Here is a 14,003-nt window from a genome sequence, read left to right on the forward strand (position 1 = left end):
TGGCGGATGTCTTCTGGTATTTTAACAGGGGCAGCAACAAATGGCATATGAATGATCTCCTTGCGTTTTCTTTTAATCATTCCATATATTAGAAATATTTTCCATAGAAATATTACTCAAAAATTAATGCAATTTTGTACTACAGTCTTTGCAGAAGAAGGCAGCTCTGATTATGAGCCTGTTACGATCACATTAAATCTCGAGCGTTCAGGTCTTGGGGAAAACGTGGAATATACATTTACAGAAATGCCGGATGGGGTTGTGGCATCCGGTGACCAGATGGCAGACTTTTTCTTTGATTTAGGACTGGAAAAACAGATGGTCGGCTATACAAAAGGCTCCTGCTGGAGCCGCGTATCTGAGTATCCCGCAAGAGACGAGGTTCCGCAGCTTCTCGAGCCAGGTATGGGACTGACAAATATGTCAAAAGAAGAACTGGTTGAAACAGGCTGCGACTTCCTGATGGGATGGGACAGTTTATTTTCTGACAAGAACTTCGGCTCTGAATTCTGCAATGAGAATGGTATTTCCATGTACTTCCCATACGTTTGCTCCGACCATGCCACATTCGAGGACTTATATAAGGATTATGAAACCCTTGGAGCTATCTTTAAGGTAGAGGACATAGCAGCAGAAAAGGTTCAGGCAATGAAGGATACTATTGAAGAAGTAAAAAATACACTTGGAGATGAGGTGTATGAATCCCCGATTTCCGTATTTGTATATGATTCCGGTGAAGATGCACCGTTTACAGCTTGCCAGGGTATGCCGGGAGAGATTATAAAATACGCAGGCGGTATCTCTATTTTTGATGATATTGAAGCTGGATGGGCGACACCATCCTGGGAAGAAGTCGTAGAGCGTGACCCGGATGTTATTCTGATCATGGATTATGACGGAGATGTGGAAGAGAAAACGGAGTTTCTGAAAACATGTGAATTTACAAAAGATCTGAAAGCAGTGCAGGAGGGCAGGATTTATTCAGCCTGCTGCAGCGATATGCAGGGTTCAGCAGGATCTGCCAATGCAATTCGGATTCTTGCGGAACAGTTATATCCGGAGATGTTTCAGTAAAAACGGAAGGGGCTGAATAAGCCCCTTTTTCGAAAAGAAATTCAGGGGGATACAATGAAAAGTAAAAGAAGTTTTTTTATGATTCTTTTATTCGTCATCATGTTGATCGCTGTTGTAGTTTGTGTATCTGTGACGATCGGTGCGGTGGATATTTCTCCGTCGGACGTTGCAAAGATCATTGTAAATAAAACAGCAAAGAAAAATATATTTGTGCCGGGATGGGAGGATAAAACAGAAAATATCATATGGAATATCCGTTTCCCGAGAGTTATTATGGCATTTATTGTGGGGGCCGGTCTGGCTTTGTGCGGCGTACTGATGCAGGCGCTGACAAAGAATTCTCTGGCAGATCCATATGTTCTTGGAATTTCTTCCGGTGCATCGGCAGGTGCGGTTTGTGTGATCGTCCTTGGATGGTTCAGCTTTATGGGCGGCTATTCCGTTATATTTGGAGCAACACTGGGAGCTGCATTGTCAATCACGCTGTCCATGAAAATCGCTTCAATTCGGGGCCGTATTACTTCTACACAGCTTGTACTTGCAGGAATTGCGACCTCAGCGTTGTTTTCGGCAACTACGAATTTAATTATTTACGGATGCCATACAGGTTCGGATAAAACAAAAACAGCATTGTTCTGGATGGTAGGCTCTTTAAGCGGAGCCACCTGGGGAAAGGTAAAATATGTGGCAATTGTTTTCGCGATCACGGTGGTCATAGTGTTTATTTTTTCGAAGCCTTTAGATGTACTGCTGTTGGGCGATGACGTGGCGGAAACGCTGGGAGTTGATTCGAAAAAGATCAAGCTGGTAATTATTGCGGCATCTACTGTTCTGACAGGAGTGGTGGTATCTGTAAGCGGCGTAATTGGATTTGTAGGCTTGGTCGTCCCCCATATTGTACGGAACGTGACAGGCTCAAAGCATAAAAGGCTGACGCCGATGGCAATTCTGGTAGGCGGTCTTTTTACAGTGATCACAGATTTGATATCAAGAGTGATCATCGCTCCGGCGGAGCTTCCCATTGGAGTTATTTCTGCTTTTTTCGGAGCGCCATTTTTCCTGTATCTGATTCGAAGAAACAGTGTCAGCAGGAAGTAGGAGGCGTAATATGAGCTTAAAAGTAAAAGAGCTTAGCTATAGCATAGGCGGCAAAGAAATTTTGGACAGAGTTTCTCTGGAAGTGAAAGATGGAGAGTTTGTGGGGCTGGTAGGCCCCAACGGCTGCGGTAAGTCAACACTTCTGAAAAACATCTACAGAACCTTCCGACCAGAGAAAAACGCTGTTTTTGTCAACGGCAGTGACGTGCTGGATCTGCCTCACAAAAAGTTGGCAGGCGAGATGGCAGTTATGGCGCAGGAAAATAATGTGGAATTTGATTTTGAGGTTCTGGACATGGTAATGTTCGGAAGATATGCGCACAAAAAATTCCTGGAAGGGGATTCCGCTTCGGATAGAAAGGCTTGTAAAAAATATCTTGAGGTTGTGGGACTGGGAGGATATGAGCATAGGTCTTATTTAAGCCTTTCGGGAGGAGAGAAGCAGAGGGTGCTGCTGGCGAGAGTGCTGATGCAGGAAAGCAAACTTATTGTGCTGGATGAGCCGACGAACCATCTGGATGTCAGCTATCAGTACCAGATTATGGATATTTTGAAAGGACAGAATGTGACGGTGTTTTCCTCCATCCACGATCTGAATCTGGCGGCGCTTTACTGTGACAAGATCATATTTATGTGCAGCGGAAAAATTGTAGATTATGGCACGCCGGAAGAGGTTTTGACACGGGACAATATAAAAAAATATTTTGGAATCAATTCCCAGATAGGAATCAATCCGATTACAGGAAAGCTGCAGATCAATTATATGCCTTACTGGGTAAAAGAGGAGTAAGAGCAGTTGTTTTTTATCTCAAAGGAAAAGGCTGACCGCGAAGGAGAAACGCTTCGCAGCCAGCCTTTTGATTTTCCAAATAGTTTTTGACCAATCAGATATTTGACTTCAGAATCTGCGCCAGATCTGCTTCCGGCGTAGTGGTGGGATGGATCTGGTAATTCTGAACCAGGAAATCCAATACTCCGGGTGAGACAAATGCGGGCAGGGTAGGTCCTAAATAAATGTTTTTGATACCCAGATGAAGAAGGGTGAGCAAAATGCAGACCGCCTTCTGTTCATACCAGGAAAGCACCAGAGTGAGGGGCAGGTCATTGACGCCGCATCCAAACACCTCGGCAAGAGCAACCGCCACTTTGATGGCGCTGTACGCATCGTTGCACTGGCCCATATCCATGATACGGGGCAGGCCGCCAATGGTACCTAAATCCAGGTCATTAAAACGGTATTTTCCGCAGGCAAGGGTAAGGATAGCCGTATCAGAAGGCGTCTGCTTAACAAAGTCTGTATAATAGCTGCGGCCTGAGCGTGCACCGTCGCATCCGCCTACAAGGAATATATGTTTTAAAGCGCCATTTCTTACAGCTTTTATCACCGTATCCGCAGCAGATAAGACTGCTTGATGGGCAAAGCCTGTGGTAACCGTCTTACCGCCGTTGATTCCGGTAAATTCCCTGTCCTCCTTATATCCGCCAAGCTCCAATGCTTTTTCAATGACAGGAGTGAAATCCTTGTCCTCCCCGATATGGGCCACTCCAGGATAAGAAACTGCCGCAGTGGTAAATACACGATTCTGATAGCTGGCCTTCGGCGGCATCAGGCAGTTGGTGGTAAACAGGACAGGAGCAGGAATCCCGTCAAATTCCTTCTGCTGGTTATGCCATGCAGTCCCGAAATTTCCTTTCAGGTGCGGATAGGCTTTCAGCTTCGGATAAGCATGTGCAGGGAGCATTTCTCCATTGGTATAGATGTTGATCCCTTTCCCATCTGTCTGCTCCAGAAGAAGCTGCAGATCCTTCAGGTCGTGACCGCTGATGACGATAAACGGTCCTTTTTCCACCTTAAGGGGAACGGTTGTGGGAAGCGGGCTGCCGTAGCTTTCCGTATTTGCCTTATCTAACAAAGCCATACATTTCAGATTGACTTTGCCGACCTTCAGGACGATGGGCAGAAGCTGTTCCATATCCAGGTCTTCGCCCACTGCAAACAGTCCTTCATAGAAAAAGGCATTCACTTCTTCATCCGTATATCCAAGCATCATGGCATGCCAGGCATAGGCAGCCATTCCCCGCAGCCCGAATAAGATCAGGGATTTCAGGGAACGGATATCTTCATTGGCATTCCACAGCTCTTTCAGGTCATAGTCGCTGTTTCTGCCGCATTGCTCTGCGCAATTCCCGCAGCCGGGGATAAAGGAAGCCTTTTCCTTTGTTACAGCTTCAATCTGCTTTTTTATGGTTTCTTCGTTAAAATTTACATTGGTAACCGTAGTAAAAAGTCCTTCCAGCATGATCCGGTGGGTTCTGGCAGAAGGATTTTTTCCGTCTGCCGCGCGGGCAAGGCCGATCAGTGCTCCGGTGAGCTGATCCTGCAAATTTGCCACGTCTGATTTTTTTCCACAGACTCCGGTTTTTCCTGCGCAGCCGGTACATCCGGCAGTCTGTTCACACTGAAAGCAAAACATTTCTTTTGACATTTTGTAGTCCTCCTATTGGTTTAAGATCGTTCCATTTGTTGATATAACAGCTACCTGCCATGGTATGAATTTTCCGCTGGCCTGCAAAGCTTCCTTTGCTGCCCTTTCCAGACCGCTGCAGCAGGGAACCTCCATACGCACAATGGTAACGCTTTTGATATCATTCTCACGGATGATGGCAGTCAGCTTTTCTGTATAGTTTACATCATCCAGCTTGGGGCATCCGATAAGCGTAATCCTATTGCGGATAAAGCGATTGTGAAAATCACCGTATGCGTATGCGGTGCAGTCTGCCGCAATCAGAAGATCTGCGCCATCAAAGTACGGGGCATTTATCGGCACCAGTTTAATCTGCACCGGCCATTGTGACAGCTGGCTGCTTACGGGCGCAGTATCAGGTGAGGAACAGGCTTCCTGCTGACGGTGTGCAGCCTCCCGTTCAACAAATGAGATGGCACCTGTGGGGCATGACGGAAGACAATCCCCCAGACCATCGCAGTAATCATCCCGGAGCAGTTTGGCTTTTCCGTCTACCATGCCGATCGCACCTTCATGGCAGGCATCCGCACAGGCTCCGCAGCCGCTGCATTTTTCTTCATCAATCTGAATAATTCTTCGGATCATAATCAAAACCTCCTGACAATCTATTTCCTTTCAGGTTCCGCCAGATTTTTCTGACCTTCACCTTGCATCCTTGACGTTACGGACTCATCTTAGTATAATGATCAGGAAAAGTATGTTGAAATTTCGACAAACGGAGATTATTATGAAAAAATATTTTGAAGCGCTGCGAAAGTGCCCGCTATTTTACGAAATCACAGATGAAAATCTCATGGCAATGCTGAAGTGCCTTGATGCAAAAACTGCGGCTTTCCATAAAAAAGAGACGATCCTGGCTGAAGGGGAGCCAGCCCGATATATAGGAATCGTACTTTCCGGTGAGGCGCAGGTCATACGGGTAGATTATTTTGGAAACAGGAGCATTGTGGCAGATATCCAGCCATCGGAAATCTTTGGGGAATCCTTTGCATGTGCAGATGTCAGGGCGATACCCGTAGATGTGATCGCCAAGGAGGATACGGAGATTATGCTGATCGACTGTCAGCGGATCATCCGATCATGCAGCAATTCCTGCGAGTTTCACAGACAGATGATCTATAATCTGATGCGCATCGTGGCGGCAAAAAATCTTTTGTTTCACCAGAAGATCGAGGTTACTTCCAAGCGCTCCACCAGGGAAAAGCTGATGGCATATCTGCTGCTGCAGGCAAAGAAAAATGAAAGCAGCAGTTTCGAAATTCCTTTCAGCCGCCAGGAGCTGGCAGATTATCTGGAAGTGGAAAGGACAGGTCTTTCCGCGGAAATCTCCAAATTATGCAGGCAGGGAGTGATCACAGCGGATAAAAGGCGGTTTCGAATAAAAGAATACAGACCAATAAAGGAGGAACACATATGAATGAAACAATAAAACAGCTTTATGAAAGAAAATCGGTTCGGGTCTTTGAAGATAGAGAAATATCCGGAGAGGATAAAAAGCTGATCCTGGAGGCAGCTATGATGGCACCTACGGCGGGCAACCAGCAGCTATATACAATCCTCGACATTACGGACCAGGAGATAAAAGACCATCTGGCGGAGACATGCGACCACCAGCCTTTTATTGCGAAAGGAAAAATGGTCCTGATTTTTTGCGCGGACTGCAGCAAATGGTATGAAGCGTTTAAGGAGGCGGACTGTGCGCCGCGTTTTCCGGGGGCAGGGGACCTTATGCTGGCTGTGTCGGATGCTGTGATCGCTGCCCAGAATGCAGTGACTGCAGCATGGAGCCTTGGTATTGGTTCCTGCTATATCGGAGATATTATGGAAAACTGCGAGATTCACCGCCAGCTTTTGAAGCTGCCAACCTACGTTTTTCCGGCAGCAATGCTTGTCTTTGGATATCCCACCAGGCAGCAGACAGAAAGGCCGAAGCCGGAGAGAGCCGGACTTCATCATATTGTACATGAAAACAGTTACTGCCGGATGTCACCGGATGAGTATGAGATGATGTTCGGTCCCAAAACAGGGCACAAGTCTTACCAGGAATGGATGCAGGCTTTCTGTAAGCGAAAATACAATTCGGATTTTTCCAGGGAAATGACACGCTCTGTTGAGACATATCTGAAAGACTTTTTTCCTCATCCATAAACCGGAAGGGGAAACATGTGACCCACAGCAAAGGAAAAATAGATCATGGTGCGAATACAAAACCGGCGAGTGCTCTTGACTTGCCGGTTTTGTGGCTTTTTCTAAAGGTACCTTGACAATTGCACAGGAAGGGCGTAAAATATCAAGGTACCTAAACGAAAGGGGCGTTATTATGGGAAAGAACTATGAAGCATTTGATATGAACGACAAATTGATCCGCAATTTCTGGGACATCAGTCATACCATGCACCATATATCGGAAGGCAAGGGCAGCCAGAAGCGGATACTGATCATCCTGAAGGAGAACCGGAATATTACCCAGCGCGAGTTGACCGAATACCTGGGGATCCAGCCCGGTTCTGCCAGCGAGGTGCTGGGCAAGTTGGAGGCGGCTGGACTGATCCGGAGAATTCCAAGCCAGACAGACCGCAGGACAACGGAGGTATGTCTGACCGAGACAGGAGAAGCCGCAGCCGACGACGCATATGAAAAGCGGCAGCAGCGCCACCAGAAAATGTTTGCCTGCCTGTCGGAGGAGGAGAAGCAGACACTTCTGGGCCTTTTAGAAAAAGTCAATGCGTCCTGGGAACAGCAATACCGGAGAGAGGATGCAAAGCATACCTTCATAAATGACAGAAAGGGTCATGGGCATCACTGCCGTAAATGACACAGGGATCAGGAGATTATGTGGAAGTATGTAAAAAAATATCTTCATTTTGCTGTCGTTGCAGCGGCATTTATGGTAGGCGAGGTTTTGATGGACCTGCTTCAGCCGGAGATTATGAGCCGGATCGTGGATGACGGAGTATTGGGCGTCAGCAATGGCGGTGTGGGTGATATGAGTCTGATCTGGTCCCTTGGGCTGAAAATGATCATCCTTGTGATCATTGGCGGAACGTGCGGTTCCCTGAACAATGTATTCGCTCATATGACAGGCCAGAATATCGGCAATGAAATACGAAAAGACGCCTTCAAAAATATTATGGCCTTTTCCTTTCCACAGGTGGATCAATTCAGTACGGGTTCTCTTATCACCCGTGTGACAAATGATATCACGCAGGTGCAGAATTACATATCTCTGTTTGTCAGGGGAATGATCCGCACTTCGATGCTGATGTTCGGAAGTATGTATTTTATGTTCCGACTGAACCGGCAGTTTGGTCTGATCGTAGTGTGCGCCTTTCCATTTATCGTGGGCTGCATGGCCTTGTGTCTGTATAAAGCAAATCCCCTGTTTGGAAAACTTCAGGCAGAGCTGGACAGGATCAATGTGATCATGCAGGAGGATGTATCCGGGATCCGTATGATCAAAGCCTGCGTTCGGGAAATCTATGAAAAGGTCCGCTTCGGTAAGGCAAATGACGCGCTGATCAAAACACAGCTCCGGATATTGACGATTTTCGCGCTTATGAATCCCATCATCAACGCATTGATGTATCTGGTGGTAGCTGTGATCTTGCTTGCCGGCTCTTATGAGGCCGGAGCGGGAGGCAGTGCCACACCGGGCGATATTATGGCTGCCATTACTTATACCACACAGCTTCTCAACGGCATTCTGGGCCTTGTCATGCTGTTCCAGAATCTTTCCCGCGGTCTGGCATCCTGGAAACGGATGAAAGAGGTCCTGTACAGCCAGCCTCAGATCCGGGACGGCGGCTTTAATGGAAATACGGAGCTTCACGGCAAGATTGAATTCCGGGATGTGTCCTTTGCATATCCCGGCAGCACACAGATGATCCTGAAACATATCAATCTCACCATCCAACCGGGAGAGACCGTGGCGATCATGGGAGCAACCGGGTGCGGCAAATCATCCCTGGTAAATCTGATCCCACGGTTCTACGATGTGACAGAGGGTACGGTTCTGGTGGATGATGTGGATGTAAAAGACTATGACCAGAAGCTCCTGCGGGATAAGATTGCTATTGCCTTGCAGAAAAGCGAGCTGTTCAGCATTCCCATTGCAGAGAATATTGCATGGGGTTCTGGGGATGTGAGACAGGAAGAGATAGAGAAAGCGGCGCAGATTGCCCAGGCGGACAGCTTTATCCAGGCCACGCCCGATGGATACGATACAATGGTTGCGGAACGGGGCATGAGCCTTTCCGGCGGGCAGAAGCAGCGTATTTCCATTGCCAGAGCCATTGTAAAGAATGCGGAGATTCTGATTTTTGATGATTCCACAAGCGCACTGGATTTGAAAACCGAGGCGGATCTGTATGCGGCGCTGCAGGAGACAAACCCGGCCAGCACAAAACTCATCATTGCGCAGCGGATCGCTTCTGTCCGCCGTGCAGACCGGATCGTTGTCCTGGAAAACGGCTGCATTGCGGCCTGCGGTTCCCATGCGGAGCTGATGGAAGGCTGCGGGACCTACCGGGATATTTATGATTCCCAGATGGGAGAGGACGGTGAAAAGAATGGTTGATAAGAAATTGGAAGAGCGGAACATTCCGGGGATGATGAGCCGGTCTAACCGTTTTGTGGAAGCAGAGCACGCGGAAAATGCGGGGACTGCGCTGAAACGGATCCTTACTTATTTTGCCAACGAGAAGTTCATGGTATTTTCCATGCTTGCGGTGGTCTTGGTTGGGACTGTATGCGGTGTCTACGCCCCCAGCCTGCAAAGTAAGGCGATTGACATTATTGCCGGGACAAAAGAAGGAATCATTTCCGGAACGCTGATCCTGATGCTGGTCATCTATATGCTGTACAGCGGAAGCCAGCTTTTGCAGGGACTGATCAGCGCGCGGCTCAGCCAGCGTATTGTCAGAAGAATGCGGGAAGAGCTGTTCGGAAAGATCGTGGATCTGCCGATCCGGTATCTGGACACCCATTCCCATGGAGATGTGATGAGCCGTATGACAAATGATATTGAGAATATTTCCACTACCATTTCCCAATCGCTGCCGTCCCTGTTTTCCGGTGTGCTGACCATTGTCGGAACGGTTGCGGTCATGCTGTATTATTGCTGGGAACTGGCTCTTTTAAGCTGTGTGACGGTTTTGCTGACCTTGCTTGCAACAAAGATCCTGTCAAAGAAGGTGCGGAAGTTTTCCAGGAAGCGGCAGCAGCTTTTGGGACAGCTGAACGGTACGGTCGAGGAGATGATCTCCGGCTACCGCACCGTGGTGGCTTATAATCATCAGGAGGCAACGATCAAGGAGTTTTGTGCGACTTCCGATTCCCTGACAAAAGCAGGGATCCGCACAGATGCTTTCAGCGGTGTTATGGGACCGGTCATGAACTGTATTGGAAACATCGGCTTTGTCATCATCGCAGCATTCGGAGGATACTTTGCAATTCGCGGCATGATTTCCGTGGGTATTATTTCGGCTTTTATTGTTTATGCAAAGCAGTTCAGCCGTCCAATCAATGAGCTTGCGCAGATTTACGGTCAGCTTCAGACGGCAATTGCCGGAGCGGAACGGGTTTTCAACGTTTTGGATGAAGTGGACGAATCCATGGATGGAAATGTTTTGAAAGAGGGCGAGGAAGCGGAGGTGTCCTTCAGAAATGTGAATTTTGCATATGTGGCGGGCCATCCCGTCATTCGTGATTTTACACTGACCGTTCCCTCCGGAAAAAAAGTGGCGCTGGTAGGCTCCACTGGCAGCGGTAAAACAACGGTTGTAAATCTGCTCATGCGGTTTTATGACATAGACAGCGGAGAGATCAGAATCGGAGATCAAAATATAGCAGAGGTCAGCCGGGAGAGCCTGCGGAAAAATGTGGCCATTGTTTTGCAGGATACGGTGCTGTTTTCCAATACAGTCCGCAGCAACCTGCTGTATGCCAATGAGACAGCCACGCAGGAGCAGCTTGAACGAGCGGTACGTATGAGCCGCTGCGAGGAACTGCTGCAGATGCTGCCTAAAGGCTATGATACGCAGCTGACAGCATCCGGCGCCAATATCAGCCAGGGGCAGAGGCAGCTTTTGGCGATCGCGCGTGCCTTTGTAGCGGATCCCAAAATCCTGATCCTGGATGAAGCGACCTCCAATGTGGACACCCGGACGGAAAAGGCTATCCAGAGCGCCATGCAGATAGCTATGCAAGGCCGCACGAGTATTGTGATCGCCCATCGTCTTTCTACGATCCGTGACTCCGATGTGATCGTGGTAATGGACCAGGGAAGGATCGTGGAAATGGGAGATCACGAGGAACTGCTGGCTCAAAAGGGCAAGTATTATGATCTGTATATGACACAATACGCAGGCTTTTCGACCTGATCTGTAAAATATGTATAAAAAAAAGGAACTGGCAGCAATTGGGCGTTTCTGTTATTGACATATAAGGCCGGCATTCTTTATACTGATCGTAGTAGAATTTGCAATGCTTTTATATGAGCAGGGAGGCGATAAGTTGTTTGATTATGAGATTCTGCAGTCCTACAATGATTTGGAGATGCTGGTATATAAGTATGTGACGGAACACAAAGAAGAGGTCAAATACATGACCATCCGGGAATTGGCAGAAGCAGTCCATGTATCTACCTCAACAGTAGTGCGTTTCTGCAAAAAAACAGGGTGTGACGGATATTCGGAATTTAAAGTGCAGTTTAAAATGTACTTAAAGGAAGAGAACAGAAAGCGGATCGAGCAGGCAAAGGACAATGGCATTGATGAAATTATGCGCTTTTTTCATGCAGTCACTTCGACAGAATACGAAGAAACGATCAACGGGGTTACACAGGCGATTCTGACTGCAAGACAATTGATCTTCATTGGCATCGGTACATCCGGAATTTTGGGTAAATACGGCGCGAGATACTTTTCAAACCTTGGGAAATACAGCCAATATATAGAAGATCCATATTATCCGATCAGGGAGGATATGGAATCAACGGTTGTGATCGCTTTATCAGAATCCGGGGAAACGCAGCAGACGCTGATGATGGCGGAGCGCTTTAAAAAGCATAACTGTAAGCTTTTCAGTATCACAAACAGGCCCTCCTGTACACTGGCGAAAATGTCGGATTATAATTTGTCCTATTTTATCAGCCGGCGCCTGGTTCATGAAGAGTATAATATCACAACACAGGTACCGGTTCTTTACTTGTTGGAAACGATCGGAAGGCGGCTGGCATAGCCGCCTTTTTTACGCCTTTTGAATATGCTTTGAGATACAACATGTTTCGCGGATGAAACATGTTTTTTTTTACCGCACAATTTCCTAAAGACGCCTAAATACTAGGAATTTTATGAAAAATGGGTATAATAAAAATCACAAAGCACCGGTGCAGAAAAAACGGAAAGGGGTAGCTGAAATGGCTATTGATTATCGAATCACAGCTAGAGAGCTGGTAAAAGAGCTGGGTGGGGACAGTAATATTACAAATGTCACCCACTGTGCAACAAGATTGAGGTTTATTTTAAAGGATGAGTCCATTGTTGATTCCGGAAAAGTTACAAAGATTCCCGGAGTTATCACAACCGTACAGGCAGGCGGACAGTATCAGGTGGTAATCGGAAATCACGTAAAGGATGCGTTTGACTTCGTAATGGAGCTGATCACAGTAGATGAGAGCCAGGCGGGAGCATCAGAAAACAAGGCTGGTTTGTTCAGCAGGCTCATTGACATTATTTCCAGTATTTTTGCACCGTTTTTGTATACATTGGCAGCCTGTGGTATTTTACAGGGTATCTTAGGCATTTTTGTGGCACTGAATGCAATTGACACAGCGGGAGGAACTTATCAGATCCTGAACTTTGTTTCCTGGACAGCATTTACATTTTTACCAGTTCTGATCTCCATTACTGCATCAAAAAAATTCGGGGTAAATACATATGCAGCAGTTGTCATTGCCTGCGCACTTGTCTGCCCGGATTACATTAACATGGTAAATGCGGGAGAACCGGTATACTTTCTGGGAATGAGAGTACAGCTTCTGAGCTATACATCTTCCGTTATCCCGATCATCCTTGCAATCTGGATCGCATCTTATGTGCAGAAATTTTTTGACAAGCATTTGCCCATCGTGGTAAGAAACTTATTTTCACCGATGTTTACCATCACAATTATGGTTCCGCTTACCTTGCTGGCATTCGGTCCGATTGGAAATACGGTTGGCGGAGCGATCGGAGGAGCTTATAATTATCTGTATGGTTTGAGCCCGATCGTTGCCGGAATGATCGTCGGCGGTCTGTGGGAGGTTCTTGTTATCTTCGGTGTACATTGGGGGATCACTCCTGTCACTGTGGGAAACTATGCGGCGTTGGGATATGATACCTTTACCGGACTTCAGGCATCCGCAGTATTTGCCCAGGCCGGAGCAGCATTAGGCGTATTTTTAAAGACAAAAGATAAAGACCTGAAGGGAGTATCTCTTTCAGCAGCAATTACAGGTCTGTTCGGAATCACAGAGCCTGCTATATACGGTGTAAACTTGAGGCTGAAAAAGCCGATGATCTGCGGATGTATTGCAGGTGCTGTAGCAGGTGCAGTAGCAGGCGGATTTAACGCAGTATCATGGGGCTATAACATGCCCGGCGTTGCAACCATCCCGGCATATTTTAAAGCAGGTCACATGGGACAGTTCCTTGGTTTCCTTCTTTCCATCCTGATCGCATTTGTACTTGGAATCATCCTGACATGGATTGTAGGATTTGAGGATACTGCAAAGGAGACGGAAGCTGAGGCAAAAGAGCCGGTTAAGGAACTTACGGCAGAAACAGAAAACACAGCTTCTGAGGCAGAAGGTACCTTTGAGATTGCCTGCCCGGTAAAAGGAATGGTAATTCCGGTATCCGAGGTTAAGGATGAAGTCTTTGCATCCAAGGGGATGGGAGACGGCGTCGGAATCATTCCTTCGGACGGAAATGTATACGCACCGTTCGATGGAACCGTGGAAGCGGTATTTCCTACAGGACATGCAGTAGGGCTTTCCGCAAATGGCGTAGAAGCATTGATCCATATCGGAATCAATACAGTAGAATTAGATGGAGAAGGTTTTCAGGTAAAAGTACAGCAGGGAGACTGTGTGAAAAAGGGCGACCTGTTAGTGACATTTGACAAAGCCTTCATTGAAGAAAAGGGATACGATTCCACAGTTATCTTCATTCTCACAGACATGGGAGATGAGGGACAGTTGGAGACCGAAACCGGAAAAGAAAAAAATGTAATGGAAAAAGTAATGGATATCAAGCGTTAGGAGGT

Annotated in this window: 12 protein-coding genes; 10 read left to right on the top strand and 2 right to left on the bottom strand. The window is 47.1% G+C overall.

The window, feature by feature from the left end:
- Positions 1-126: 126 nt before the first annotated feature.
- From ACESZH_RS18835 to ACESZH_RS18845, 3 genes are read left to right on the top strand one after another with little or no spacing between them, the layout of a single operon-like run.
- Positions 127-1,074 carry an ABC transporter substrate-binding protein gene (locus tag ACESZH_RS18835; protein WP_373218354.1) on the top strand — a complete coding sequence of 316 codons (948 nt, stop codon included), beginning with the start codon at positions 127-129 and terminating at the stop codon, positions 1,072-1,074.
- A 54-nt stretch (positions 1,075-1,128) separates the two neighbouring features.
- On the top strand, positions 1,129-2,172 hold the full coding sequence (locus ACESZH_RS18840) for a FecCD family ABC transporter permease (RefSeq protein WP_373218356.1): 1,044 nt from the start codon (positions 1,129-1,131) through the stop codon (positions 2,170-2,172).
- A 10-nt stretch (positions 2,173-2,182) separates the two neighbouring features.
- Positions 2,183-2,962: an ABC transporter ATP-binding protein gene (locus ACESZH_RS18845; protein ID WP_373218358.1), complete on the top strand. Its 780-nt coding sequence runs from the start codon at positions 2,183-2,185 to the stop codon at positions 2,960-2,962.
- A 94-nt stretch (positions 2,963-3,056) separates the two neighbouring features.
- Here ACESZH_RS18845 and hcp read toward each other — a convergent pair whose 3' ends face one another.
- Together hcp and ACESZH_RS18855 are read right to left on the bottom strand one after the other, a co-directional pair.
- Positions 3,057-4,658, bottom strand: a complete 1,602-nt coding sequence (hcp, locus tag ACESZH_RS18850; RefSeq protein WP_373218359.1) for a hydroxylamine reductase — start codon at positions 4,656-4,658, stop codon at positions 3,057-3,059.
- 12 nt (positions 4,659-4,670) lie between these two features.
- Positions 4,671-5,282, bottom strand: a complete 612-nt coding sequence (locus tag ACESZH_RS18855) for an ATP-binding protein (RefSeq protein ID WP_373218360.1) — start codon at positions 5,280-5,282, stop codon at positions 4,671-4,673.
- Between the two features lie 142 nt (positions 5,283-5,424).
- Between ACESZH_RS18855 and ACESZH_RS18860 the strand changes: the two genes are divergently transcribed.
- From ACESZH_RS18860 to ACESZH_RS18890, 7 genes are all read left to right on the top strand, one after another.
- A complete protein-coding gene (locus tag ACESZH_RS18860; protein WP_373218361.1) occupies positions 5,425-6,114 on the top strand; it encodes a Crp/Fnr family transcriptional regulator in 690 nt (229 codons plus the stop codon).
- Entirely contained in the window at positions 6,111-6,845 is a 735-nt protein-coding gene (locus ACESZH_RS18865) for a nitroreductase family protein (RefSeq protein WP_373218363.1), read from the top strand. The genes ACESZH_RS18860 and ACESZH_RS18865 overlap by 4 nt, the downstream gene beginning before the upstream one ends.
- A 172-nt stretch (positions 6,846-7,017) precedes the next feature.
- Positions 7,018-7,512 carry a MarR family winged helix-turn-helix transcriptional regulator gene (locus ACESZH_RS18870; protein ID WP_373218364.1) on the top strand — a complete coding sequence of 165 codons (495 nt, stop codon included), beginning with the start codon at positions 7,018-7,020 and terminating at the stop codon, positions 7,510-7,512.
- Positions 7,513-7,530: 18 nt separating this feature from the next.
- Positions 7,531-9,273 (top strand): ABC transporter ATP-binding protein, encoded by a 1,743-nt coding sequence (locus tag ACESZH_RS18875; protein ID WP_373218365.1) that lies wholly within the window; start codon positions 7,531-7,533, stop codon positions 9,271-9,273.
- Positions 9,266-11,077 (top strand): ABC transporter ATP-binding protein, encoded by a 1,812-nt coding sequence (locus ACESZH_RS18880; protein ID WP_373218447.1) that lies wholly within the window; start codon positions 9,266-9,268, stop codon positions 11,075-11,077. Before ACESZH_RS18875 ends, ACESZH_RS18880 begins: the two co-directional genes overlap by 8 nt.
- A gap of 133 nt (positions 11,078-11,210) precedes the next feature.
- Positions 11,211-11,936, top strand: a complete 726-nt coding sequence (locus tag ACESZH_RS18885; protein ID WP_373218366.1) for a MurR/RpiR family transcriptional regulator — start codon at positions 11,211-11,213, stop codon at positions 11,934-11,936.
- Between the two features lie 178 nt (positions 11,937-12,114).
- Complete coding sequence (locus tag ACESZH_RS18890) at positions 12,115-13,998, top strand: beta-glucoside-specific PTS transporter subunit IIABC (RefSeq protein ID WP_373218368.1); 1,884 nt, start codon at positions 12,115-12,117, stop codon at positions 13,996-13,998.
- The last annotated feature ends 5 nt before the right edge of the window (positions 13,999-14,003 follow it).

Source organism: Ruminococcus sp. 5_1_39BFAA (genome assembly GCF_964240875.1).
Taxonomy (GTDB): domain Bacteria; phylum Bacillota; class Clostridia; order Lachnospirales; family Lachnospiraceae; genus Blautia_A.

Bases quoted from the DNA above. Each gene is read 5' to 3' on its own strand.
- ACESZH_RS18855 (WP_373218360.1), bottom strand. From the start codon at position 5,282: ATGATCCGAAGAATTATTCAGATTGATGAAGAAAAATGCAGCGGCTGC.
- ACESZH_RS18875 (WP_373218365.1), top strand. From the start codon at position 7,531: ATGTGGAAGTATGTAAAAAAATATCTTCATTTTGCTGTCGTTGCAGCG.
- ACESZH_RS18870 (WP_373218364.1), top strand. From the start codon at position 7,018: ATGGGAAAGAACTATGAAGCATTTGATATGAACGACAAATTGATCCGC.
- ACESZH_RS18845 (WP_373218358.1), top strand. From the start codon at position 2,183: ATGAGCTTAAAAGTAAAAGAGCTTAGCTATAGCATAGGCGGCAAAGAA.
- ACESZH_RS18835 (WP_373218354.1), top strand. From the start codon at position 127: ATGCAATTTTGTACTACAGTCTTTGCAGAAGAAGGCAGCTCTGATTAT.
- ACESZH_RS18860 (WP_373218361.1), top strand. From the start codon at position 5,425: ATGAAAAAATATTTTGAAGCGCTGCGAAAGTGCCCGCTATTTTACGAA.
- ACESZH_RS18880 (WP_373218447.1), top strand. From the start codon at position 9,266: ATGGTTGATAAGAAATTGGAAGAGCGGAACATTCCGGGGATGATGAGC.
- ACESZH_RS18890 (WP_373218368.1), top strand. From the start codon at position 12,115: ATGGCTATTGATTATCGAATCACAGCTAGAGAGCTGGTAAAAGAGCTG.
- ACESZH_RS18840 (WP_373218356.1), top strand. From the start codon at position 1,129: ATGAAAAGTAAAAGAAGTTTTTTTATGATTCTTTTATTCGTCATCATG.
- ACESZH_RS18865 (WP_373218363.1), top strand. From the start codon at position 6,111: ATGAATGAAACAATAAAACAGCTTTATGAAAGAAAATCGGTTCGGGTC.
- hcp (WP_373218359.1), bottom strand. From the start codon at position 4,658: ATGTCAAAAGAAATGTTTTGCTTTCAGTGTGAACAGACTGCCGGATGT.